This is a genomic window from Halomonas garicola, assembly GCF_031935715.1.
Taxonomy (GTDB): Bacteria; Pseudomonadota; Gammaproteobacteria; order Pseudomonadales; family Halomonadaceae; genus Vreelandella; species Vreelandella garicola.
Genome location: NZ_JASSZF010000008.1, coordinates 58,397 through 83,099 on the forward strand (window position 1 = coordinate 58,397; position 24,703 = coordinate 83,099).

18 protein-coding genes are annotated in these 24,703 nt (G+C 65.2%); 8 read left to right on the plus strand and 10 right to left on the minus strand.

Going from position 1 to position 24,703, the window contains the following annotated elements:
* Positions 1 to 14 precede the first annotated feature (14 nt).
* Together RS027_RS04860 and RS027_RS04865 are read left to right on the plus strand one after the other, a co-directional pair.
* Entirely contained in the window at positions 15 to 731 is a 717-nt protein-coding gene (locus RS027_RS04860; protein ID WP_311954800.1) for a YiaD family glycine zipper/OmpA-like lipoprotein, read from the plus strand.
* A 110-nt stretch (positions 732 to 841) separates the two neighbouring features.
* Complete coding sequence (locus RS027_RS04865; RefSeq protein ID WP_311954801.1) at positions 842 to 2,386, plus strand: phospholipase D family protein; 1,545 nt, start codon at positions 842 to 844, stop codon at positions 2,384 to 2,386.
* A gap of 1 nt (position 2,387) precedes the next feature.
* On the opposite strand, the gene RS027_RS04870 is transcribed toward RS027_RS04865, so the two are convergent.
* From RS027_RS04870 to RS027_RS04885, 4 genes are read right to left on the minus strand one after another with little or no spacing between them, the layout of a single operon-like run.
* Positions 2,388 to 3,161, minus strand: coding sequence for a DUF3726 domain-containing protein (locus tag RS027_RS04870; RefSeq protein ID WP_311954802.1), 774 nt, complete (start codon positions 3,159 to 3,161; stop codon positions 2,388 to 2,390).
* Positions 3,158 to 4,930: a hypothetical protein gene (locus RS027_RS04875; protein WP_311954803.1), complete on the minus strand. Its 1,773-nt coding sequence runs from the start codon at positions 4,928 to 4,930 to the stop codon at positions 3,158 to 3,160. The genes RS027_RS04870 and RS027_RS04875 overlap by 4 nt, the downstream gene beginning before the upstream one ends.
* Positions 4,931 to 4,963: 33 nt before the next feature.
* Positions 4,964 to 5,971 (minus strand): dipeptidase, encoded by a 1,008-nt coding sequence (locus RS027_RS04880; RefSeq protein ID WP_311954804.1) that lies wholly within the window; start codon positions 5,969 to 5,971, stop codon positions 4,964 to 4,966.
* A gap of 37 nt (positions 5,972 to 6,008) precedes the next feature.
* Positions 6,009 to 7,475: an aldehyde dehydrogenase family protein gene (locus RS027_RS04885; RefSeq protein WP_311954805.1), complete on the minus strand. Its 1,467-nt coding sequence runs from the start codon at positions 7,473 to 7,475 to the stop codon at positions 6,009 to 6,011.
* 315 nt (positions 7,476 to 7,790) lie between these two features.
* Here RS027_RS04885 and RS027_RS04890 point away from each other — a divergent pair, with 315 nt between their 5' ends.
* Positions 7,791 to 8,687, plus strand: coding sequence for a LysR family transcriptional regulator (locus tag RS027_RS04890; RefSeq protein WP_311954806.1), 897 nt, complete (start codon positions 7,791 to 7,793; stop codon positions 8,685 to 8,687).
* A 37-nt stretch (positions 8,688 to 8,724) separates the two neighbouring features.
* Here RS027_RS04890 and RS027_RS04895 read toward each other — a convergent pair whose 3' ends face one another.
* From RS027_RS04895 to rpmH, 6 genes are all read right to left on the minus strand, one after another.
* Entirely contained in the window at positions 8,725 to 10,275 is a 1,551-nt protein-coding gene (locus RS027_RS04895; RefSeq protein ID WP_311954807.1) for a Na+/H+ antiporter NhaC family protein, read from the minus strand.
* A gap of 35 nt (positions 10,276 to 10,310) precedes the next feature.
* Positions 10,311 to 11,693 (minus strand): amidase, encoded by a 1,383-nt coding sequence (locus tag RS027_RS04900; RefSeq protein WP_311954808.1) that lies wholly within the window; start codon positions 11,691 to 11,693, stop codon positions 10,311 to 10,313.
* A 7-nt stretch (positions 11,694 to 11,700) separates the two neighbouring features.
* On the minus strand, positions 11,701 to 13,086 hold the full coding sequence (gene mnmE / locus RS027_RS04905; protein ID WP_311954809.1) for a tRNA uridine-5-carboxymethylaminomethyl(34) synthesis GTPase MnmE: 1,386 nt from the start codon (positions 13,084 to 13,086) through the stop codon (positions 11,701 to 11,703).
* Positions 13,087 to 13,180: 94 nt separating this feature from the next.
* Entirely contained in the window at positions 13,181 to 14,860 is a 1,680-nt protein-coding gene (gene yidC / locus RS027_RS04910; RefSeq protein ID WP_311954810.1) for a membrane protein insertase YidC, read from the minus strand.
* A 128-nt stretch (positions 14,861 to 14,988) separates the two neighbouring features.
* The gene (rnpA, locus tag RS027_RS04915; protein WP_311954811.1) at positions 14,989 to 15,378 is read right to left on the minus strand and encodes a ribonuclease P protein component; all 390 of its coding nucleotides are present in this window, start codon (positions 15,376 to 15,378) and stop codon (positions 14,989 to 14,991) included.
* A gap of 13 nt (positions 15,379 to 15,391) precedes the next feature.
* Positions 15,392 to 15,526 carry a 50S ribosomal protein L34 gene (rpmH, locus tag RS027_RS04920; RefSeq protein ID WP_311954812.1) on the minus strand — a complete coding sequence of 45 codons (135 nt, stop codon included), beginning with the start codon at positions 15,524 to 15,526 and terminating at the stop codon, positions 15,392 to 15,394.
* Positions 15,527 to 16,047: 521 nt separating this feature from the next.
* Between rpmH and dnaA the strand changes: the two genes are divergently transcribed.
* The 5 genes from dnaA (at position 16,048) to gyrB (ending at position 23,923) form a co-directional block, all read left to right on the plus strand.
* Positions 16,048 to 17,514: a chromosomal replication initiator protein DnaA gene (dnaA, locus tag RS027_RS04925; RefSeq protein ID WP_311954813.1), complete on the plus strand. Its 1,467-nt coding sequence runs from the start codon at positions 16,048 to 16,050 to the stop codon at positions 17,512 to 17,514.
* Positions 17,515 to 17,590: 76 nt separating this feature from the next.
* Positions 17,591 to 18,694: a DNA polymerase III subunit beta gene (dnaN, locus tag RS027_RS04930; RefSeq protein WP_311954814.1), complete on the plus strand. Its 1,104-nt coding sequence runs from the start codon at positions 17,591 to 17,593 to the stop codon at positions 18,692 to 18,694.
* A gap of 55 nt (positions 18,695 to 18,749) precedes the next feature.
* Positions 18,750 to 20,165 carry an amidase gene (locus RS027_RS04935; protein ID WP_311954815.1) on the plus strand — a complete coding sequence of 472 codons (1,416 nt, stop codon included), beginning with the start codon at positions 18,750 to 18,752 and terminating at the stop codon, positions 20,163 to 20,165.
* 143 nt (positions 20,166 to 20,308) lie between these two features.
* On the plus strand, positions 20,309 to 21,463 hold the full coding sequence (gene recF, locus RS027_RS04940) for a DNA replication/repair protein RecF (protein WP_311954816.1): 1,155 nt from the start codon (positions 20,309 to 20,311) through the stop codon (positions 21,461 to 21,463).
* Between the two features lie 39 nt (positions 21,464 to 21,502).
* Positions 21,503 to 23,923: a DNA topoisomerase (ATP-hydrolyzing) subunit B gene (gene gyrB, locus RS027_RS04945; RefSeq protein WP_311954817.1), complete on the plus strand. Its 2,421-nt coding sequence runs from the start codon at positions 21,503 to 21,505 to the stop codon at positions 23,921 to 23,923.
* The last annotated feature ends 780 nt before the right edge of the window (positions 23,924 to 24,703 follow it).

Below are 24,703 nucleotides of genomic sequence, written 5' to 3' on the forward strand. Positions count from 1 at the left end.
GAAGGAGAAAAACGATGCGCATGACTCGAGTAATGGTACCCCTGGCGGCCGCGATCCTGCTGGCCGGCTGTGCCGGCCAGGGCGGCTATAACGGCCAGAGGGGCGCCGGTGTCTCAACCACGGCCAAAGGGTCGGGCATTGGCGCAGCCGTGGGGGCGGCTGCCGGTGCGCTGTCCGGTAGCGGCAGCACCAGCCGCCGCGACCGCGCGCTGATCGGCGCCGCCGTGGGCGCCGCCGCCGGTGCCGGCGTGGGCGCCTACATGGACCGCCAGGAAAGCCAGCTGCGCGAAGGCCTGCAGGGCTCGCGTATCGAAGTTGACCGTCAGGGCGACGACATCGTGCTCAACATGCCCAGCAACGTGACGTTCGACTTTGACTCCTCCCAGCTGACGTCGGATGCGCAAAACGCGCTGAACGAAGTCTCCAACGTGCTGCGTGAATACACCGATACCCGCGTCAACATCGCCGGGCATACCGACAGCACCGGGGAAGCCAGCTATAACCAGCGCCTGTCCGAGCGCCGGGCGCAGTCCGTGGGTAACTACCTGAGCCAGAGCGGGGTATCTTCCTCGCGCCTCAATACCACGGGCTACGGCGAAAACCAGCCGGTGGCCAGCAACAATAGCGATGCCGGCCGCGCCCAGAACCGCCGCGTGGAAATCACCCTCACGCCCACCGATCAGGCCGGCAACCGCGGTGGCGGCCAGCGCCAGCAGGGGCAGCGCCGCTAATGCTATAATCGGCGCCCGCCTGTGAGCCAAAGCCCGCCATACCTCAGGATGGCGGGCTTTTTTCTATCCGGGCGCCCGACGCTTCTTACCGCCGTTTCCGGAATACCGCCGTGATTTTTTCTTCCCCCGTTATATTTCGCCTGAGCGCCCTGCTTGCCGCGGTCATGTTGCTTGGCGGCTGTGCGCTGCCGCCGCCGGGCCCGCGGCCGGCAAGCCAGCTGCTTTCTGTCCAGCAGGCCGCGGACACCCGCCTTGGCCGCGCCCTGAGCCAGCGCCTGGCCGATCGCCCCGAGGGCGTCAGCGGCGTCTACCCGCTGGCCGAGCCGCTGAATGCCTTCAGCGCCCGAGCGCTGCTCGCCGAAGGCGCCGACAAGACCCTCGACGTGCAGTATTACATCTGGGCCGACGACACCATCGGCCGGCTGCTGTTTCGCACCCTGCACGACGCCGCCGAGCGCGGCGTGCGCGTGCGCCTGCTGCTGGACGACAACGGCATTGCCGGGCTGGACGAGTCGCTTGCCGCGCTGGACGCCCATCGCAATATTGAAATCAGGCTGTTCAATCCCTTTCCCATACGCACGCCCAAGTGGCTGGGCTATCTGTGGGATTTTCCCCGGCTCAACCGCCGCATGCACAGCAAATCGTTCACCGTCGACGGCCAGGCCACCATCATCGGCGGGCGCAACGTGGCCGATGAGTATTTCGGCGCCAACCCCCAAAGCCGCTTCGCCGACCTTGACGTCCTCGCCCTCGGCCCTGCCGCCCGGGAGGTCAACCAGGAGTTTGACCGCTACTGGGCCAGCGCCCCGGCCTATCCGGTGAAAAAGCTGCTGCCCGAGGTGCAGGACCCCGAAGCGGTTCTCGATGAGCTGCTCGAACCCAGCGACAACGCCGGGCGCTACCGCGACGCCCTGGAACAGTCCGACTTCCTGGAGCGGCTGCTGGACGAGTCGCTGGAAATGACCTGGGCCCAGGTGGACGTTATCAGCGACGATCCCGAAAAAGTGCTTGGCGATGTCCACAAGGACCGTCTGATGAGCCGCCAGCTCGCCGCGGCGCTGGATGATCCCCGCTCCTCGGTCACCCTGGTATCGCCGTATTTCATCCCCGGTGACGCGGGCGTGGACCTCTTTGCCGAGCTGGAAGCCCGGGGCGTCGACGTCACGGTGCTGACCAACTCCCTGGCGGCCAACGACGTGGCGCTGGTGCACTCGGGCTACGCCAAATACCGCCGAGCCCTGCTCGACGCCGGCGTCACGCTCTTTGAAACCCGGCGCGCGGCCACCGGCGGCGGCAAGCAGCCCCGGGCCGGGGTGATGAGCAGCGCCGCCTCAAGCCTGCACGCCAAGACCTTTGCCGTGGACGGCGAGGTGCTGTTCATCGGCTCGCTCAACTTCGACCCGCGCTCGACCCACCTCAACACCGAGATCGGCTTTTTGATCGAAAGCCCCGAACTGGCCGCCGACATGGAAAGCGCCTTTGACAACGAAGTGCCCCAAAACGCCTATCAGGTCATGCTGGAAGACGGCGAGCTGCGCTGGCAAGAAACCCGCGACGGCGAGCCGGTCACCCATCACCGCGAACCGGAGACCGGATTCTTCAAACGCTTCTGGGTGAAGATATTCTCGCTGCTGCCGCTGGAACCGCTGCTGTAGCTCAATCGTTGTCGGTGGTGCCGGGCCCGGCGCCGCTGCGCGAGGCGTCGGTGGACTCGACCAGCATCCGCGCGGCCTGATGTTTGAGCTTCGCCCATACGGCGTCGTCGATGCTGATGCCGTCGAGCATGGCGCGTTCGCGGCTGGCGAGCAGCGCCGACTCCTCGTGGCAGGCCAAAAGCTCGTAGCCGTACGTCGTGCGCATCGCGGGCAGAAGCTCGACGTGGTTGGCAAACACCAGGGTAACGCCGTCGTTGGGCTCGTTTTCTTCGGGCACCTGGTTCACCGCGTAAACGCGGATCTCGGGTACCGTGCTGCCCGCGCGAAAGCCGACCGCCTGCTCGATGAGCGGGCGCTGGCCGTTGCGCCAGAACGCGGTGACGTTCATGCCGCGCCCGGCGATCCGGGCCAGATAGCCCATGATCAGCTGGCGGTTGTGGCAGCGGCGGATCTTGATCACCGCAAGCCCGCGGGCTCGGGTCTTGGCGAACCCCAGCTCAAGCGCCAGGCTTGAGCTGCGCAAGACGCTGTGGCCCTGGCTATCGAGTACCGCCAGGTCATCGTCGGCGTAGAGTATTAGCGGCGCGCGCTCTTCTTCGTGCTGTTCGGCCAGCAGGTAGTCAAGGCCCCGGTTAAGCGCGTCCAGCCCGTCGAGCTCGTGAAGCTGCATCCACGCCACCATGTCGGCGGCGTCGCTGGCGTCGCCGTCGGCAAAGCCCATGCCCAGAAACGCCTTGCGGCAGAGCCCCTGCAGTTCGTTGTAGGAGACCTTCATGGCGCGACTCCTGTGGCGGTCGCGGTGCGGGTGGCGTCGGTGTTATCCGGCGCTGCGGCCAGGGCAGGCTCCAGGGGGAAGCCCCAGTCGTCGAAATCGCCCAGGTCGTCGGGTTCGGCGTTGAGCTCCTCGACCAGCGGCGCGCCCTGAAACAGCGTAATGCGCACCCAGCGGTCCGACTTGGGATCAAAACGGCTGGCGCCGAAGAACGAAAGCTTGGTGCGCAGCAGGTGCATGGGCTTCATGCCCTTCGCCCAGAGGTTGGCGCGGATCTCGCCGAAAGGCGTTTCCGCCATGGCCTGAATGCGGCGCACGATGTCCTTGTAGTGGGAGTGCTCAATCAGGAAATCCACCACGGTGGCGCGCGGATGACGGCTCAGGTAGTCGGCCACGGCGCGGTGGGTATCGGCGACCCGAGGGGCGATGGCCAGCTTGAGCTCGCGGTCGGCGCCGGGCTCCTGGCCGCGCACGCCCAGGCGCGGCTCTTCCTTTTCGATCGAGCGATACCAGAACCAGTAACGGTTGTCAGGGTCGTCAAAGTCGTAGGCCAGCGCCCAGTCGTAGCGGGTCTCGATAAGCTGCTTCAGGCGCACCAGCGGCATTTCCGGGGTCAGTTCCAGGTGCTCGTCCACGCCCATGCGGTTTTCGAACGGCTCGACAATGGCCGGGTAAAGCTCCATCAGCAGGGTGTTGATCAGCTCCTGGGTTTCCAGCGACAGGGCGCGATAGCTCCATTCGGTCAGCTCCTGCCAGAGTTCGCCGCCGAGCGGCACCTGCTCAAGCCAGGCGCGCACTTCCGGAAGCTCCGCAACCGTTGCGGCGTTGCGCTTGCCCTGCTCGGTATCGGCGGTAACGGTCTGCCCCAGGTGGCAGCGGGCGCGGTCAAGAAGCGCCAGCAGCCGCTCGCGCTGGGCTTCGTCCGGCGTCTGGGCGTGGATCTGGGCCAGCGCCTGCTCGCGGCTTTGGATCCACCGCTCGATGAGCTGCGGGTGATTGATCAGAAACGGCGCCATGCCAAGCCCGGTGGAGTTGCCGATGCCCAGATAGCGCTTTATCGGGGTCGCGAGATCCACGGCGGTGGCCGGCGCCTGCCGGCGGGCAATGTGTTCGACCTGCTGGATGGAAAAGTGACGCAGCAGATAGACCGCCAGCATCTGCGCCGAGAAGGGCCGCTGGAAGTCGGGGTTGCCCTTGAGCCGGCCGAAGTCGGCGATGCCGAACTTGCCGTTGCCGTACACCGCGGTGGTGCGGTAAAGGTAGCCCGCCTGGGTCAGCCAGGCAGGGTCGGGCTGGCGGCCGTCGGCGAGCGCCTGGCGAAACGCGGTGAAGTTGCGCAGGCTGCGGTTGGCTCGGGACAGCACCAGCAGGCGCGGGTGCTGGCGCCCGGCTTCCTGGAGCGGCACGTTGGCGGCCATCTGCTCGAGCAGGGCATCGTCGACCTCGCCCTCGACCACGCCGAAGGTCACGTCCCAGGCCTCTGCGATCACCCGGTCGGTGCGCGCGTCGTCGTCCAGCGGCTGGGAGAAGATCACCCCGTGGTAGCGCCCGCAGGGCGTCTGCAGCCGGTAAATAACCGTGCCGTGGCCGCTGTCGTCGAGATCGAAGCGGGCGGCGCTGACCTGCCAGCGCTGGCGGGCCATCTGGCGTATCAGGCTGCGCGAAAAGCTCAGCCGGCCGGGGTGCAGGCTTCCCAGGCGCTCCAGATCCATCACCCGCTCCGGCGCGCGCAGGCGCAGGCTTTCTTCGCGCGGGGAAATACGTTCCATCATCTCACACCTCCCGAAACGTCCGGGGCCGCGCCGTCAGGCCACTCGGGTTAACGCAGGCTGCGGCGCGGTGGTTCGCTCCAAAAGCGCCACCCAGTTCTGCCCCATGATGCCGGCGACCTCGCTTTCGCTGAAGCCGACCTCGCGCAGCCCGGCGACCAGGTTGGGAAAGTCGCGGTTATCGCGCAGCCAGGGCAGCGGATCGGGCCAGCCGGCGTTGGCCGCGCTGCCTTCGCCGTAGTCCATGTCCTTCGACCAGCGGCCGTTGCGCATCCATTCGAGCACCGAGGTGGGCTGGTTCTGGCACAGGTCGGTGCCGATCCCCAGGTGCTCCACGCCGATCATGTCCGCGGTACGGGCGATCATTGCGCAGTACTCGGCAAGCGTGCAGTCGGGGCCGTTCTTCAGGTGGAAGGGGTAGGCCGAAAAGCCCAGCAGGCCGTTGCTCTCGGCGATGGCCCCGAGCACCTTGTCCGACTTGTTGCGTTTGGCCGGCTGCCAGGCCGCCGGGTTGGCGTGGGAAATGATCACCGGGCGGCTGGAGAGCTCGATGGCCTCAAGGGTCGAGCGCTCGGCGCTGTGGGACATGTCGATGACCATCCCTACCCGGTTCATTTCGCGGATCACCTGGCGGCCGAAGCGGGTGATGCCGCTGTCCTCGGCCTCGTAGCAGCCGCAGGCCAGCAGGCTCTGGTTGTTGTAGGTCAGCTGCATGATCAGAAGGCCCAGGTCGCGCATGACCTCGACCATGTCGATGTCGTCCTCGATGGGCGAGCAGTTCTGGGCGCCGAGGAAAATACCCACCCGGCCCTGCTGCCGGGCGCGGTGAATATCCGCCGGCTCGCGCACCGGCATGATCAGATCACTGTGCGCTTCGAAGCGGCGGTTCCACTCGCCCATCCGCGAGAGCGTCTCGCGGATGGTTTCATGGTAGACAAGCGTGGCGTGCACCGCGTCGACGCCGCCCTCGCGCATCTGCTTGAATATCTCGCGGGACCAGTTGGAATACTGCAGACCGTCGACGATCAGCATGTCCTGTGCCATCTCGGCCTCCTTATGCTTTGACTCAGTTAGCCTTGACTCAGTTGGCTTTGACATAGCTGGTCTTGACCACGGTGTAGAACTCCCGGGCGTAGCGCCCCTGCTCGCGGGGGCCGAAGCTCGAGTTCTTGCGCCCGCCGAAGGGCACGTGGTAGTCGGTGCCGGCGGTGGCCAGGTTGACCATCACGCAGCCGGTCTCGGCCCGGGCCTTGAACTCGGTGGCAAGCGCCAGCGAATCGGTGATGATGCCTGCGGTCAGGCCGTACTGGGTGTCGTTGAGCACCTCGATGGCCTCCTCGGCGCCGGCCACCTTGATCACGCAGGCGACGGGGCCGAAGACTTCCTCGCGGTTGACGGCCATGTCGTTGGCGGTGTCGACAAGGAGCGTCGGGGCCATGTAGTAGCCGTCGTGTTCGCGCTCAAGGCGCTCGCCGCCGAAGGCGAGCTTGGCGCCGTCTTTCTGCGCGCGCTCGACCCACTCGAGGTTCGAATCGAGCTGGCTCTGGCTGGCCAAGGGTCCGACGTTCACGCCGTTTGCCAGAGCGTGGCCGACGTTGGCCTGCTCGAGCTTATGCGTCAGCTTCGCGACGAAGGCGTCGTGGACCTTCTCGGTGACGATCAGCCGGGACGAGGCGGTGCATTTCTGCCCGGTGCCCGAGTAGGCGCCGGCGAAGGCGGCCTCCACGGCCAGGTCGAGATCGGCGTCGTCGGCGACGATCAGGGCGTTCTTGGAGCCCATCTCCAGCTGGCACTTGACCAGGTTGGCGGCGGTAGCGGCGGCCACCCGGCGGCCCACGTCCAGCGAGCCGGTAAAGCTCAGCGCGTGGATGTCCGGATGGGAAATCAGCGCGTCGCCCACCGAGCTTCCCGGGCCCATGACCAGGTTGAAGGTACCGGCGGGCATGTCCTGGCGGCTGATGATCTCGGCCAGCGCCCAGGCGCTTGCCGGCACGAGGTTGGCGGGCTTGAAAATCACCGCGTTGCCGAAGGCCAGCGCCGGGGCGATCTTCCATACCGCGGTGGCCAGGGGGAAATTCCACGGGCTGATAATGCCCACCACGCCCACCGGCTCGCGGCGGATGTCCACTTCCACACCCGGGCGCACGGACTCGACGCGCTCGTCGATCTGGCGCAGCACCTCGGCGGCATAGTAGTGGAAAAACTGCCCCGAACGGTGCACCTCACCCACGCCTTCGGCCAGTGGTTTGCCTTCCTCCCGGGAAAGCTGCTCGCCCAGCTCGGCCTTGCGCGCAATGAGCTCGTCGCCGATCGCCATCAGCACGCCGTAGCGGTGCTCAAGGCCGGTTTTGGCCCATTCCTTTTGCCCCTGCTTCGCCGCGGCGACGGCTTCGTTCATCTGCGCTACGCTTGCCTGGGCGTAGTCGCCGATAACGTCGCTTAGCTCGGACGGATTGCGGTTCTCGATCCGGCTTTCGCCCTCGACCCACTGGCCGTTGAGGTAAAGCGCATGAACCTGAGAATGAGACCGGGATTGTGCCTGTGTCATAGGTTCCTCCAAAACTGACCCTGATGGCAGTCTGGGTGAGCCGCGTGTATAAAGATAATCAATAATAAATACTGATTGATCAGTTTTATTTACTACTTTGTTGGGCTCGCAGGGCAATCGCCGTTGGCTATATCCAGAGGAGCCGGGGACAGGGCGAAGAGGGGGATCTACGCCAGGGATGGCGTAGGGAGCGTCCAGGGATGGATTTATAGCGCCCCCTCGCAGACCTGTTGCCGGCTCACCGGGGGTAACTGCGATAGCTCTGGCTAGGCTCGCCGCTTGATTGGCGGCACCAACGGTTCCAGGAGGTGCGCGATGCTGGCCGAACTCAAGATAACCCCGCTGCGCTACGTGCTGGCGGTGGTCGACCAGGGCGGATTTCACGCCGCGGCGCGCCAGGTGCACCGCACCCAGCCGGCGCTTTCCATGGCCATCCGCGAGCTGGAAGGCCGCCTGGGCGAGGCGCTTTTTGAGCGTGGCAACCAGGCGACGCTGACGCCTTTCGGGCGCTACTGCGTGCCGCGTTTTCGCGAGCTCTTGACCCAGCACGACCGCCTGAGCCGCGAGCTCAGCGCCCAGGTGGACCGCCAGGCCGGGCACCTGGACATGGCCGCGGTGCCGTCGGTGGCCAGCCGGCTGATGCCCCGGCTGCTAGCCGATTTTGTCGCCGACTACCCGGGCGTTCGGGTCAGCCTGCACGACGGCACCGCCGACTTCGTCCGCGAGCAGGTGCTGGCCGGCGAAGTGGATCTGGGGCTGACGAGTTTGGCGGAAGAAAACGCCGCGCTCGACTTTACTCCGCTGATGCGCGACAGCCTGGGCGTGGTCTGCCGGGATGATCATCCGTTCGCCGGCCGGGAGGCCGTGCACTGGCGGGAGCTCGTGGAAGGGAGCGTGGAAGGGAGTGTGAAAGAGAGTCTGATCGGCAACGGCACCTCAAGGCTGTTTCAGGGCACCGACGCGGCCTCGCTTGCCGATCACCACACCTTTTACATTTCCAACATGATCTCGCTGACGGCGATGCTGGTGGCGGGGCTCGGGGTGACCACGCTGCCAAGGCTGGCCTTCCCCGAGGAGTACGAGCGGCTGCGGTTTGTGCCGCTGAGCGCGCCTCGGGTCGAGCGGGAAATCGGCCTGTTGCGCCTCGCCGGGCGCAGCCTGTCGCCGAGCGCCCGGGCCATGGCCGACTTCATCACCCGGGCGCTGGCCTAGCCGCGCCGCCCTTCAATGCCTGCCCTTAAAAGGCCGTTTATGCCGCGCTTTTTGACGCGCCGGGCGTTGACCGCCAGAAGCGCCTCAGACCGCTGATGACGACCAGCAGGGCAGCGACGCCGGCGAGCCCGCCGAGCCAGGCGGTACCCGTCGCCCCGGCGACGAAGAAAGCCACGATCCCCGCTGTTCCCGCGCTTAGCGCGTAGGGCAGCTGGGTGCGGACGTGGTCGATGTGGTCGCAGGAAGACCCCGCCGAGGAGAGAATGGTGGTATCCGAGATCGGCGAGCAGTGGTCGCCGAAGATGCCGCCGCTGAGCACCGCGGCGATGGCCAGCGAAAGCGGCATGTCCAGCGCCATGGCTACCGGCATGGCAATGGGGATCATGATGGCAAAGGTGCCGTAGGAGGTGCCGGTGGTAAAGGCGACAAGCGAGCCGATGAGAAACAGCAGCACGGGGATCAGGCTTGGTGAGACGCCGGCCTGGGCCAGCGTGACCAGGTAGTCGGCGGTGCCCAGCGCCTCGGTTACGCTGCCGATTGACCAGGCAAGCGTCAGAATGATGTAGACCAGGGTCATGCTCTTGATGCCGGTCACCACCAGCTCCATCGCCTCGCGAAAATCAAACAGCCGCTGCGAAAGGCCCATGCCCAGAGCAACGCTGACGGCGAGGAAGGTGGCGATCAGAATCGACTTGCCGCCGTCGGCCTCGCCCATGGCGGTGATCAGGCCGTTTTCGGCGACGTTGCCGGTCCACAGAAACAGCACCGGGATGAGCCCCACCAGAACGGCGATGGGCACTAGCATGTTGCGTTTGAGCGAGTGCTCTTCGGCGACGCCCGCCATTTCAGCGACTTCGCGATCCGAGGGCGGCCGGGCATCGTCTGCCAGCAGCTTGCCGCTTTCCCGGGCGCGCTTTTCGGCCTGGGCCATGGGGCCGAAGTCCCGCTGGGTCACGACGATGATCAGAATCAGCAGCAGCGCCAGCCAGGCGTAGAAATTGAGCGGAATCGACGAGAGATAGATCAGGTACTCCGAGCCGGTCATGTCCATCTGGGTCAGCTGGGTGCCGATCAGGCCCATGACGAACACCACCCAGGTGGAGACCGGCCCCAGCAGGCACATCGGCGCCGAGGTCGAGTCGACGATATAGGCCAGCTTTTCCCGGGAGACACGCATGCGGTCAGTAATGGGCCGCATCACGCTACCCACCGTCAGCGCATTGAAGTAGTCCTCGAAGAAGATCAGTACGCCGAAGCCCAGGGTGGCGCCCTGGGCGCCCCGGGGCGAGGCCACCCGGGAGGCGATCGAGCGGGCAATGGCCTGGGCGCCGCCGGTTCGCTGCAGCACCGTGATCAGCACCCCGAACAGGCCGCAGTAGATCAGCACGGTGGCGCTCCATTCGTCGCCCACGCTTGGAATGATGAAGTCACCGAAGCTGTTGTAGAGCCCGACCGCGGGGTTGCCGCCGGCGAGCATGGTGGCGCCCAGCCAGACCCCGCAGAACAGCGCGGGAATGACGTTACGGGTCACCAGGGCCAGCACGATGGCCAGCAAAGGGGGCAGCAGGGAATATAGGCCAAAGGACATCGGGGATCTCTCTCAGGGCGTTGTTGTTGCTGTTGTCAGGGGCGCGGCGGCAGGCCCAGGCGCTCCCGGGGGTTGCCCAGGCAGCGTTCGATGGCGGCCGCCGCCGCCAGCAGCTGCGGCTCGGCAAAGCCGGGCATGGCGAGCTGTAGCCCGATCGGCAAGCCCACATTATCCAAGCCGACCGGCAGACTCAAGGCGCACCAGCGCAGGTAGTTAACGAAGGCCGTGTGGCGCAGAATTCGCGCGTCGGCTTCGGCGTAGGCCGAGGGCCTGGCGACTGCGTCTCGACGCGGCGGCAGCAGCGGCGAGGTCGGCAATACTAGCGCATCGATACCCGTTTCGTGAAAGCGCATCGCCGCTTTTTGTCCCAGCCGTTGAAAGTCGGCCAGGCGCTGCCGGTAGTCGGCTGCCGTAAGGTCACCCGCCTGGGCCACGGACTCGGCCAGCAGCGGCCCCATCTGCCGACGCCAGGACGGCAGCTTGAGCGCGAGAAACGTCTCCAGCTCGGCGGCAACCAGCCCGCCCGAACGAAACAGCGCGTCGGCCTCGCGCGCCTCGGGAAAGTCGATCGCGACGCACTGGGCCCCGGCGGCCTCCAGCTCATGAAGGGCGTACGCCAGGGCTTCGTCGATCCCCGCCTCGGCGTTTACTCGCGGCGCGCTTTCCAGCACGCCCAGTTTAAGCCCCGCTAGAGGCCGCGGCGCTTTCGGTATCATGGGGTCACCGCAGGCGCCGAGAGCCGCCGTGAGATCGGCGACGCTTGCCGTGATGACGCCCAGGCTATCGAGGCTATGGCTGAGCGGCACCACGCCTTTCATCGGCCAGCGGCCGGCGGTGAGCTTAAGCCCCACCCCGCCGGTCATCGCCGCCGGCACCCGGATCGACCCCGCGGTGTCCGACCCCAGCGCCAGCCAGGCGCTGCCTTCGGCAACGCTGACCGCCGCGCCGCTCGACGAGCCGCCGCAGACGCGATCGGTATCCCAGGGGTTGCGCGGCCCCTCGTCGTCCAGGGTGACGCCGATGCTGGTAAAGGCAAACGGAACGCTGCGGGTAAGCCCGGTGAACAGCGCGCCGCGGCGCCGGCACCGGGCAGTGATCGTGGCATCGCCCTGCCAGGCCGGGGGTAGCGCCTCCGCGCAGCCGGCGCGCAGCGGCCAGCCGGCAAGGCCAATATTGTCCTTGATTGACACCGGCAGCCCGTACCAGGGGCCGCAGGCCTTACCTGAGCGGGCCTGCGCTACCAGGCTTCTGGCGTGCTCGCGGACCTTCTCCGGCGCCCAGGCGGCGTAGCCCTCCCAGGCGGGCACCCGGGCCGCCAGCGCCTGCTCGGCCACGTCGACGAGCGACTCGGGCCGCCGGCGCAGCTTCTTGAGCGCTGAGGCCAGAGGAGACGATGAAGGATGGGTTGCGGAATTCATGCTTCGCCTACTTGCCGATACAAAAGCTGCCGAAGATCTCCCCGAGCAGGTCGTCGGCGCTGAACTCGCCGGTGATTTCGCCAAGCGCCTGCTGGGCGTCGCGCAGGTCTTCGGCGAGCAGCTCGCCGGCCCCAAAGCCGGAAAGCTGGCCCTGGCCGTTGTCCAACGCCTCGGCGGCGCGGTCGAGTGCGTCCAGGTGGCGCCGGCGGGCGGAGAAGCGGCCCTCGGTGGTGGCGCTGAAGCCCATGATGGCCTTCAGGTGCTCTTTGAGGTTATCCACACCCGCTCCGGTTTTGGCCGACAGCCGCACCACGGGGTGGGCGGTGGACAGGTCGATTTCCGGGTCTTCTTCGCTGGTGTCGATCTTGTTGCGCACCAGCGTCAAACGGCCGGTATCCGGCAGGCGGTCGACAAACTCGGGCCAGATGTCATGCGGATCGGTGGCGTCGGTGGTGGCGGCGTCGACCAGCAGCAGCACGCGGTCGGCGGTTTCGATCTCCTCCCAGGCCCGGGCCACGCCGATTTTTTCGATGGCGTCCGGGGTGTCGCGCAGCCCGGCGGTGTCGATCACGTGGAGCGGCATGCCGTCGATGTGGATATGCTCGCGGAGCACGTCCCGGGTGGTGCCGGCGATGTCGGTGACGATGGCGGTGTCCTGCTCGGTGAGCGCGTTGAGCAGGCTGGACTTGCCCGCGTTGGGCCGCCCGGCGATCACCACGCTCATGCCCTCGCGCATCAGCGCGCCCTGGCCGGCGGCGGCGCGTACCGCGGCAAGCTCGTCCATGACGGCGTTGAGCATGGCGGCGACCCGGCCGTCGCCGAGAAAGTCGATCTCCTCTTCGGGAAAGTCGATCGCCGCCTCGACGTAGATACGAAGCTCGATCAGCCGCTCCACCAGCCCGGCCACGCGCTGGGAAAATTCGCCCTTGAGCGAGCGCACGGCGTTTTCCGCCGCCGAGCGCGAGGTGGCGTCGATCAAGTCGGCAATGGCTTCGGCCTGGGCCAGATCGAGCTTGTCGTTGAGAAACGCCCGCTCGGAAAACTCGCCGGGCCGGGCCAGGCGCGCGCCCAGCGCCACGCAGCGCGAAAGCAGCAGGTCCATGATCACAGGCCCGCCGTGGCCGTGAAGCTCGAGCACGTCTTCGCCGGTGAAGGAGTGCGGCCCGGGGAAGAAAAGCGCCAGGCCCTCGTCGATGATGCCGCTCTCGCCGTGAAAGGCGCCCCCGTAGAAAGGCCCATAGTGCGCGTAGCGCGGGGCCGGGCAGCGGCCGAGGATGGCGTCGGCCATTTCCTGACTGGCGGGGCCGGAAAGGCGGATGATGCCCACGCCGCCGCGTCCGGGCGGGGTGGCAAGGGCGGCAATGGTATCCGGGGTATAGAAGTGGTTGGCCATGGGGGTCTCCCTGTTGCCGTCTGCCGGAACGCCAAACCCCCGCAGGGCGCGGGGGTTTGGGCGGTACGTCAAAGGGCGTGATCAGACGTCAGGTCTAGCCCTTGCCGATATTGGGGTCGTTTTCGATCTGTCGCGTGATGAAGTACTGCTGGGTGATGGAAATGCAGTTGTTGACCACCCAGTAGATCACCAGGCCCGCGGGGAACCACAGGAAGAAGAAGGTGAAGATGATCGGCAGCATCTTCATGATCTTCGCCTGCATGGGGTCCGGCGGCGTGGGGTTCAGCTGCTGCTGAACGAACATCGACAGGCCCATCAGAATCGGCAGGATGAAGTACGGATCCTTGATCGACAGGTCCTGGATCCAGAACATGAACGGCGCGTGGCGCAGCTCAACGGATTCCAGCAGCATCCAGTAAAGGGCGATGAAGACCGGCATCTGCACCACGATCGGCAGACAGCCCCCCAGCGGATTGATCTTCTCCTTCTGGTAGAACTTCATCATTTCCTGGGACATCTTCTGGCGGTCGTCGCCGAAGCGTTCCTTGATGCGCTTCATTTCCGGCCCGAGTTTGCGCATCCGCCCCATGGAGCGGTAGGCCTTGGCCGAGAGCGGGAACAGCGCGGCTTTCACCAGCACGGTGAGCAGCACAATGGACCAGCCCCAGTTACCGATCACGTCGTGGATCTTGTCCAGCAGCCAGAACAGCGGGTTGGCGATAAACCACAGCCAGCCGTAGTCCACGGTCAGGCGCAGGTTCGGCGCGACCTCTTCCATGTAGTCCTGAACCTTGGGCCCCATGTAGAGCGTGGCGTCGAGGGTGGTCTGCTCGCTGGCCGCGACTTCCTGGGTGGGGCCGGCGAAGGCGGCTACGTTGCGACCCTTGGAGTCGGTGGTGGCGTAGAAGAGATTCTGCTGGCTCTGCGGCGGCGCCCAGGCCGAGACGAAGTAGTGCTGGAGCATCGCGACCCAGCCGCCTTCGGCGTCGCGGTTTTCCACGCTGCCCGCCTGAATATCGTCGAAGTCGACCTTGTCATAGCGGCTGTCCGGCGTGGAGTAGGCCGCGCCCAGAAACGACTTCATGCCGATCTTGGTGCCGCTGGTGGGGTCGGGGCTGTCGTCGCGTACCAGCTGGCCGATGAAGCGGGCGTCGACCGGTGCCTCGCCCTGGTTATCCACCAGGTAGTGCACGTTGACCGCGTAGTTGCCGCGCTCGAAGCTCAGTCGTTTGGTGATCTCGACGCCGTTGACCTCGGCGGTGAGATCGACGTCGAGCTGGTCCTGACCGTCGTTCAGGTGGTATTCGGTTTTTTCCGGGGTGAAGGCGATGCGGCTGGAATCGCCGTCAAGCTGCAGCCCCGAGCGCGCCACGTAGCTGCGCACGTTGTTATCGGAGAGCAGCACGTAGTTGCGCTCGGAGTCCAGCGTCCGCTTGTGCTGCGGAAGGGCCGCGTAGACGATGTCGCCGCCGTGGGGGTCGATGCGCAGGTCGAGCACGTCGGTGGTGACGGTGATGGTATTGCGGCTTTGATCCTCATCGGGATCGGCGCTGCCGGCGAGATCATCGCCGCCGCCTTCGGCTGACGGCGAGGCGTCGGGAACGTCCAGGCCGCCCTCATCGGCTTTTTCCGCCGGGGCGCCGTCGCTGCGCTGGGTACTTTCAACGGCCGGCGCAGGCTCGGCCGATTGCCCGTAGTCCTGATTCCATTGGACCACCAGCAGGTACGCCAGTACTGCCAATGGGATCAGTAATATCAGTCGTTTAACGTCCATGAGGGTTCTGCCCGCTGGGTGGTGAACATGCAATGGCGCAGTGTTGTTTTACCCGACCCATGACACACGAAAGCCTGCCGTACGGCAGGCCGGGGTCGAGCGTTGAGGTGGTGGCATCAAGCGTCACGTTATGTCTTGGCCGGAGCCGTTGTGTTGCCGTGGCGCAAGGCGTCGCGCTGGAGCCGCTTCCATAGCCCGTGAAGCTGGCGCTGGAGCATGGCGTTATCCATGTCGTCAACGCCGCGCCGGGCCAGTAGCACCACGTCGACCGTGGGCAGCTTTTCCTGACGCAGGCGAAAGGACTCGCGCGCCAGGCGCTTGAAGCGGTTGCGCTCTACGGCAAGCTTGACGTTTTTTTTACCCGCAACCAAACCGATCCGAGCATGGCCGCAGCGATTGAAGCGTGCCAGTACCAGCATGCCTTTGGCGTGGATCTTGAGATCGGCTTGGGCAAAAACGTAACGGAAATCCCCGGCGCTTAGCAGACGCAGCGTCCGGGGAAAGCCTTGAGGGGACACACCCAAGTCTTGATCAGGCGCTCAGACGCTTACGGCCTTTGGCCCGACGGCGGGCGATAACCGCGCGGCCGCTTTTGGTTGCCATGCGGGCACGGAAGCCGTGCAGGCGCTTGCGCTTGATAACACTGGGTTGATAAGTGCGTTTCATAACTCGTATTCCCACGTGGTTTTAGGACGGAACATTAATGCTGGACGCCCCTGTTCGGCAGTCGCCGCACGGGGATATCCAAAGAAAGACCGCAAATTGTAGAGCCTTCCCGAGCCGGGTGCAATTTTTCCGTAGGGATTCTGTCGGGCAGCGGCGCGTACCGGCGTTTTTCGCGACGATCCGGCGACGCAATAATTACTATTATTATAAGTTAACTGCTGTTGTTATTAATGGTGGGGATAATATTTGTGGATAAGCTATTTTTTAAAAGATAAATCAGCGCTTTGGAAGAATAATAAACCTGTTGAAAAGCGCTGGGCAAGGGGTCGGCAAGCTGTGGGGAGGCGGTGGAGCGCCAGGGATAACTCGCGTTTTGGTCAGGTTGCCCGCAGGCTGTGGACGAGATGTCAGCCGTTTGCCAAGAGAGTTGTCCACAAGCATTTTGGCGCGCTTTCGCGTGTGGATAACAGCGACGTTGGGCGCTACAATGGCCGGCCTTTTTCAATACGATGGTGAGATGAGTGTCACTCGCGCTTTGGCATCAGTGTCTGGATTATTTGCAAGACGAGCTTAGCTCCCAGCAATTCAATACCTGGATACGCCCGCTGCAGGCCGAGCAGGGAGAGGCCAACGAGCTTTTCCTGCTCGCCCCCAATCGCTTTGTGCGCGACTGGGTGAGCGATAAGTATGCCAAGCGGATCAGCGAGCTGATGCGCGAACTCGCCCCGACCAAACCGCCCCGGGTAAGCCTGAGCGTGGGCAGCCGCCGCGCGGCTACCGCCCCGGCTCCCCAGCCGCGGGAGCTGGGCAACCCGGTGTCGGCCGCGCCGGCGTCGAGCACCGGCTCGGCGGCGCATTCGCCGCCCCGAAGCAGCGCGGGCGGCGGGCATGAAATCAACGGCCTCAGCCAGGAAACGCCGCGTCCGCCGGGCGAGCGCCAGGTGCAGGTGGAAGGCAGCCTCAAGCACACCAGCGGGCTTAACGCCAACTTCACCTTCGATACCTTCGTTGAGGGCAAGTCCAACCAGCTGGCCCGGGCCGCCTCGCGCCAGGTATCGGAAAACCCCGGCGGGGCCTATAACCCGCTGTTTTTGTACGGCGGAGTGGGGCTGGGTAAAACCCACCTGATGCACGCGGTGGGCAACGCCCTGGCCGGGCGCCGGGAAAACGCCCGGGTGGTGTACCTGCATTCCGAACGCTTCGTCGCCGACATGGTCAAGGCGCTGCAGCTCAACGCCATCAACGACTTCAAGCGTTTCTACCGCAGCGTCGACGCCCTGCTGATCGACGACATCCAGTTTTTCGCCGGCAAGGAGCGCTCCCAGGAAGAGTTCTTCCATACCTTCAACGCCCTGCTGGAAGGCGGCCAGCAGATGATCCTCACCTCGGACCGCTACCCCAAGGAAATCAGCGGCGTCGAGGAGCGCCTGAAATCGCGCTTTGGCTGGGGGCTGACGGTAGCCATCGAGCCGCCGGAGCTGGAAACCCGGGTAGCGATCTTGATGAAGAAGGCCGATCAGGCCAAAGTGGATCTGCCCCACGATGCGGCCTTTTTCATCGCCCAGAAAATCCGCTCCAACGTCCGCGAGCTGGAAGGGGCGCTGAAAAAGGTGATTGCCGACTCGCACTTCATGGGCAAGACCATTACTCAGGACTTCATCCGCGAGTCGCTCAAGGATCTGCTCGCCCTTCAGGACAAGCAGGTGGGGGTGGACAACATCCAGCGAACGGTGGCCGAGTACTACAAGATCAAGGTGGCGGATCTGCTTTCCAAGCGGCGCTCGCGCTCGGTGGCGCGCCCGCGTCAGGTCGCCATGGCGCTGGCCAAGGAGCTGACCAATCACAGCCTGCCCGAGATCGGCGACGCCTTTGGCGGCCGCGACCACACCACGGTGCTGCACGCCTGCCGCAAGGTGAAGGCGCTGCAGGAAGAAAGCGCCGATATCCGCGAGGATTACAAAAATCTGCTGCGTCTGCTGACCAGCTGAGCCCCGGCGCCCAGAAGCCAAGCCTTCAAGCCGACACCCTCAAGTCAACATTCTCAAGTCAAAACCCGGAGCCTTGATGAAATTTTCCATTTCCCGAGAAGCGCTGCTGCGGCCGCTGACGCTGGTGGCAGGCGTGGTAGAGCGCCGCCAGACGCTGCCGGTGCTCTCCAACGTGCTGATAGAGATAGACGGCGACCAGGTCGCCCTGACCGGTAGCGACCTCGAGGTCGAACTCATCGGCCGCACCGTGGCCAGCGCCGTGGAGCAGCCGGGGGCGATTACCGTACCGGCGCGCAAGCTGATGGATATCTGCAAGTCGCTGCCCGAGCAGGCCGAGCTTCAGCTGTCCGTGGAAGACAGCCGCGTGCTGCTGGTCAGCGGCCGCTCGCGGTTTACGCTTGCCGCGCTGCCCGCCGCCGAGTTTCCCGGCATCGAGGACACCGAGGCCAGCCAGGAGCTGAGCATCCCCCGGGGAACGCTCAAGCGCCTGATGGACGCCACGGCCTTTGCCATGGCCCAGCAGGACGTGCGCTACTACTTGAACGGCATGCTGCTGGAAATGCAGAGCGGACTGCTGCGCGCCGTGGCCACCGACGGCCACCGGCTGGCCATGTGCTCCCGGGAGCTTGAAGTCAACGTCGACGAGGCGCAGAAGCTGATCGTGCCGCGCAAGGGCATTCTCGAGCTCTCCCGGCTGCTCGACGACAGCGACGAGCCGGTTAGCCTCACCCTGGGGCCGACCCACGTGCGCGCCCACACCGGCGACTTCACCTTCACCTCGAAGCTAATCGACGGCAAGTTCCCCGACTACGAGCGGGTGATACCCCGCGGCGGCGACAAGGTGATGCTCGCCGAGCGCGCCGAGCTGCGCCAGGTGCTGTCGCGCACGGCGATCCTCTCCAACGAGAAATACCGCGGCGTGCGGCTGTATCTCGAAGCCGGCAACCTCAAGGTGATGGCCAACAACCCCGAGCAGGAAGAGGCCGAGGAAAGCATCGCGGTGGAGTACGACGGCCCGGCCATGGAGATGGGCTTCAACGTCGGCTACCTTATCGACGTGATGAGCGTGCTCGGCGAAGACCGCGTGCAGATGACCCTGGCCGACCCCAACAGCAGCGCGCTGCTGGAAGAGCCTGGCGGCGGCGATTCTCTTTACGTAATTATGCCAATGCGACTGTAATAGAAAAGAGCGATGTTTTTCTTCCCACGAATCTTCCTGCGAAGAGGGGCCCAACATGAGCGAAACGGACCTGGGGATGATGGACGCCGGCCAGCTGGTCGCGCTGTTCAAGGCCGGCAAGGCGTCCCCCGTTGAAGCCACCGAGGCGGCGCTCGAGCGCATCGAGCGCTTCAACGACAGCGTCAACGCCTACGTTTACGTCGACCACGAAGGCGCCAGGCACGCCGCCCACGCCTCCGCCAGGCGCTGGGGCCAGGGCAACCCCGCAGGCCCCGTCGACGGCGTGCCGGTGTCGCTCAAGGATCTCACCGAAGTGGCCGGCATGCCCGCCCGGGAAGGCTCGCTGACCGTGCCGGACAGCCTCTGTGAAAAGGACGCCCCGCCGGCGCGCAGGCTGCGCGAGGCGGGTGCTGTACTGCTGGGGAAAACCAACAGCCCCGAGTTCGGCTGGAAGGCGGTCACCGATAACCGCGTTTACGGCGCCACGGCCAACCCCTGGGATACCCGGCTGACCCCCGGCGGCTCTTCCGGCGGGGCGGCAACGGCGGCGGCGCTCAACATGGGCGTGCTGCACCAGGGCGGGGATTCCGGCGGCTCCATCCGCATTCCCGCGGCCTTTACCGGCGTCTTCGGCTTCAAGCCCACCTTCGGCTGGACGCCCCAGTGGCCGCCGGCCAAGGAACCCACGCTTTCCCACATCGGCCCGCTGACCCGCAACGTGCCCGACGCCGCGCGCATGCTCAACGTCATCGGCCGCTACGACTTCAGCGACCCCTACGCCGTGCGCGGCCAGCCCGACGACTGGGGCGTGGATCTAAACACGGATCTGCGCGGCCTGCGCATCGCCTACTCGGCGGATCTGGGCTACGCCCAGGTGGACCCGCAGATTGCCGAGCGCGTGCGCGAAGCGGCGGAAAGGCTCGAAGCGCTGGGCGCCGAGATCGTTGAAATTGATCCGGGGTTTGCCTCCCCGATCGACATCTTCCGCCGGCTGTGGTTCACCGCCTCGCTCGAGCTCTGGAGCCAGTGCGACGAAAAGCAGCGCGCGCAGCTGGACCCCGGCCTGCTGGCCAACGCCCGGCATGCCGAAGGCTGGAGCGCGGTGGACCTGTTCCGCGCCCAGGCCGACCGCGCGCGGCTGACCCTGGAGCTCGAGCACTTCAACCAGTCCTATCACCTGCTGATGACGCCGTCAGTGCCCATCGAGCCGTTCGCGATCAATCACGAAGTGCCGCCGGGAAGCGGTATGCGCGACTGGGAAGAATGGGCGCCGTTCTCCTACCCGTTCAACCTGAGCCAGCAGCCGGCTGCCTCGGTGCCCTGCGGCTTTACCTCGAACGGCATGCCGGTGGGCTTTCAGCTGGCCGGCGGTAAATACGACGATATCCGCGTGCTGCGGGCCTGCCATGCCTACATGGAGGCCCACCCGCCGCGCTTCCCGGCCATGCCCGACCCCACCTGGCAAGGGTGATAAGCCCGCTTCATACCAGGGAGAGCAGGGGCTCAGCGCTTTCTTGCCGGACGTTTTACTCCATGAGAACAGGGCACTTGCCCGAACGGCGCATCGCCAGCCGCGGTGCGCCGTTTCCTTCTGTCTGCCACCGCGGTGCCCGGATGAGTATCGAACAGCTGAACTTCCACGGGCTGCGTAACCTCCAGCCGCTGTCCTTCGCGCCCGCCGCCGGGATCAACGTCATCACCGGGGCCAACGGCAGCGGCAAGACCAGCCTGCTGGAAGGCATTCATATTCTGGGCATGGGGCGCTCCTTCCGCACCCGCCAGCTGAAAAACGTCATCCAGCACGACGCCGGCGAATTCACCCTCTTTGGTCGCCTGGCCGGCGAGCAGGGCGCCGCCGGCACTACCCTGGGCGTGCGCCGGATCCGGGGCGAGCGCGAACTCGAGCTGCGCCTGCGCGGCGAGCGCCACGCGCGCCTGGCCGAGCTGGTCGAGGCGCTGCCGCTGCAGCTGATCAACCCCGATGCCTTTCGCCTGCTGGAAGGCTCCCCATCGGGGCGGCGGGAGTTTCTCGACTGGGGAGTGTTTCACGTGAAACATGAGTTTTTGACCGCCTGGAAGGGCGCCCGCCGGGCGCTGAAACATCGGAATGCCCTTCTCAGGCGTGGTAGAATGGAAGGGAGGCTGGATGCCACCCAGCTGGACGTTTGGGAGCAGGAGCTGGCTAGCCGCGGCGAAACGGTGGATCGGCTGCGCCAGGAATGGTTCAGCGCCTTTTTGCCGGTCTTCGAGGAGACGCTCAAGGCGCTGATGCCCCTCGAGGGGTTAACCCTGCACTACGCCCGGGGGTGGGATAGAAAGCGCCCGCTGGCGGAAGCGCTGCACGCCGGGCGCGCTACCGACGCGCAGATGGGCTTTACCCAGCAGGGCCCCCAGCGGGCGGACCTGCGTATCCGGATGCATAAAAAACCGGCGATCGAAGTGCTTTCCCGAGGCCAGCAAAAGCTGGTGGTAAGCGCGCTCAAGCTTGCCCAGGGCCGGCTTTTGGAAAGCATTTCAGCACCTGGCACGGCAGTCAGGCACTGCGTCTATCTGATCGATGACCTGCCTGCCGAGCTGGACGGCAGGTACCAGCAGCGCTTCTGCGAGCTGCTGGAGTCCATGCAGTGCCAGGCATTTATTACCAGCGTTGAACCGGGTGCCTTGCAGAACCGCTGGCTCCCCGACACGGCGATCAAGATGTTTCACGTGAAACATGTCGACCGGGAAGAGCCGGGACAGCCGGCATCGGGCCGGCTGGTGGAAGGGTAGGCGACACGGAACAAGACAGACTTCACGACGGAGTGGTCAATGAGCGAGCAGGCTTACGATTCATCAAGCATCAAGGTGCTCAAGGGGCTGGACGCGGTGCGCAAGCGTCCGGGCATGTACATCGGTGATACCGACGACGGCACCGGGCTGCACCACATGGTGTTCGAGCTGGTGGATAACTCCATCGATGAGGCGCTGGCGGGCTACTGCAGCGAAATCCGCGTCGTCATCCACCCGGACGAATCGGTCACCGTCAGCGACAACGGCCGCGGCATTCCCACCGAGATTCACCAGGAAGAGGGCGTCTCTGCCGCCGAGGTGATCATGACGGTGCTCCACGCCGGCGGCAAGTTCGACGACAACTCCTACAAGGTCTCGGGCGGGCTGCACGGCGTGGGTATCTCCGTGGTCAACGCGCTGTCTGAGGAGCTGCGGCTGACCGTTTGGCGCCAGGGTGACGTGTTCGAGCAGGTGTACAACCACGGCGTGCCGAGAGCGCCCCTTGGCGTGGTCGGCACCACGGAAAAAAGCGGTACCCGGGTGCATTTTCGCCCCTCGACGGATACCTTCGCCAATATCGAGTTCCACTACGATATTCTCGCCAAGCGCCTGCGCGAGCTGTCCTTCCTCAACTCCGGTGTGGCCATTCGCCTGATGGACGAGCGCAGCGGCAAGGAAGAGCTGTTCCGCTACGAAGGCGGCCTGCGGGCGTTCGTCGAGCACCTCAACACCAACAAGACGGTATTGAACCCGGTGTTTCACTTTACCTCCGCGCGCGACGACGGCATCGAGGTAGAAGTGGCCATGCAGTGGAGCGACACCTTCAACGAGAACATCCACTGCTACACCAACAACATTCCCCAGCGCGACGGCGGCACCCACATGGCCGGCTTTCGCGCCTCGCTGACGCGCACGCTCAACCACTACATCGAGGCCGAAGGGCTGCTGAAAAAAGCCAAGGTCAGCACCGCCGGCGACGACGCCCGGGAAGGGCTGACGGCGATTGTGTCGGTGAAGGTGCCGGACCCCAAGTTCTCTTCCCAGACCAAGGAAAAGCTGGTTTCCAGCGAAGTCAAGACCGCCGTCGAGCAGGAAATGGGGCGGCTGCTGGCCGACTATCTGGTCGAGAAGCCCAACGAGGCCAAGGCCATCGTCAACAAGATGCTCGACGCTGCCCGCGCCCGGGAGGCGGCGCGCAAGGCCCGGGACATGACCCGGCGCAAGGGCGCGCTGGATATCGCCGGGCTGCCCGGCAAGCTCGCCGACTGCCAGGAAAAGGACCCCAGCCTTTCCGAGCTCTACCTGGTCGAGGGCGACTCCGCCGGCGGCAGCGCCAAGCAGGGGCGCGACCGGCGCATCCAGGCGATCCTTCCGCTCAAGGGCAAGATACTCAACGTGGAGAAGGCGCGCTTCGACAAGATGCTCTCGTCCGCCGAGGTGGGCACGCTGATCACCGCCCTGGGCTGCGGCATCGGCCGCGAAGAGTTCAACCCGGACAAGCTGCGCTACCACTCGATCATCATCATGACCGACGCCGACGTCGACGGCTCGCACATCCGCACGCTGCTGCTGACGTTTTTCTTCCGCCAGATGCCCGAGCTCATCGAGCGCGGTCACGTCTTCATCGCCCAGCCGCCGCTTTACAAGGTCAAGCGCGGCAAGCAGGAGCTCTACCTGAAAGACGAGCAGGCGATGGTCGACTACCTGACCAGCACGGCGCTTGACGGCGCCCAGCTCTACGTCAACGCCGACGCGCCGGGGATCGGCGGCTCGCAGTTGGAAGCGCTGGTCACCCAGTACCGCGGCGTGATGCGCCGCATCGAGCGCCTGTCGCGGATCTACCCGTACACCGTGCTCGAGCAGATGGTGCAGACGTCGGCGCTTTCCGGCGAATCCAGCCTGAAAGACCGCGTGACCATGCAGAACTGGATCGACGAGCTGCAGCAGATCATGGACGACAAGGCCGCCTACGAAGGCGGGCCGCGCTACTATTTCTACCTTCACGAAGACGAGGAGCGCGGGCTTCACCTGCCGGCGGTATCCCTGGTGGCCCACGGCGTGACCAACAGCTATATGTGGGGGCTGGACTTCTTCGAAAGCGCCGACTACCGAGCGATGACGGCGCTTGGCGAGACGCTCTCGGGGCTGCTGGAAGAGGGCGCCTACATCACCCGGGGCGAGCGCAAGAAAACGGTCTCGAGCTTTTCCGAGGTGCTCGCCTGGCTGATGCAGGAAGGCCAGCGCGGCCTCTCGGTGCAGCGCTACAAGGGCCTGGGGGAAATGAACCCCGAGCAGCTGTGGGAAACCACCATGGATCCGGACAGCCGCCGCATGCTGCGCGTGAGCATCGAGGACGCCATCGCCGCGGACATGATGTTCAACACCCTGATGGGCGACGAGGTCGAGCCCCGACGAGACTTCATCCAGTCCAACGCCCTGGCGGCCAACATCGATATCTGACTGTGCTGAAGCAAAAACGGGCATGTTTCACGTGAAACATACCCGGTGAAAGGAAAAGCAGCGCCGCCGGCACATAGCCAGCGGCGCTTTTTTTATGGCATCGCGCACACACCCTCTACGAGTCATCGCGAGCGAAGCGTGGCGATCTCCTGCTGTGCCAGTAGCAAGAAACCCCGAGATAGCTTCGCTGCGCTCGCCATGACCGTAGTGGGTGGCGTGCTTCGTTCGCTACGACGTAGGGAGTGTGGTACTCGCCTCCCGCTACCGTCATCGCGAGGAGCGTAAGCGACGTGGCGATCTCTTACGCCGCGAGCGGCAACCAACCCCGAGATAGCTTCGCTGCGCTCGCTATGACCGGTAGTAGGTAAGGCGCTCGCTGCTCACCCGCTATTGTCATCGCGAGGAGCGTAAGCGACGTGGCGATCTCCTGCTGTGCCAGTAGCAAGAAACCCCGAGATAGCTTCGCTGCGCTCGCTATGACCGGTAGTAGGTAAGGCGCTCGCTGCCCACCCGCTATTGTCATCGCGAGGAGCGTAAGCGACGTGGCGATCTCCTACGTTGCGAACGGCAACCAACCTCGAGATTGCTTCACTGCGTTCGCAATGACTCATAGTGGGCGTATGCCCTTTTCTCGCTACCGTCATCGCGAGGAGCGTAAGCGACGTGGCGATCTCGCAGCTGCGGGGGGCACGGTAAAGAAACCCCGAGATAGCTTCGCTGCGCTCGCCATGACCGTAGTGGGTGGCGTGCTTCGTTCGCTACGACGTAGGGAGTGTGGTG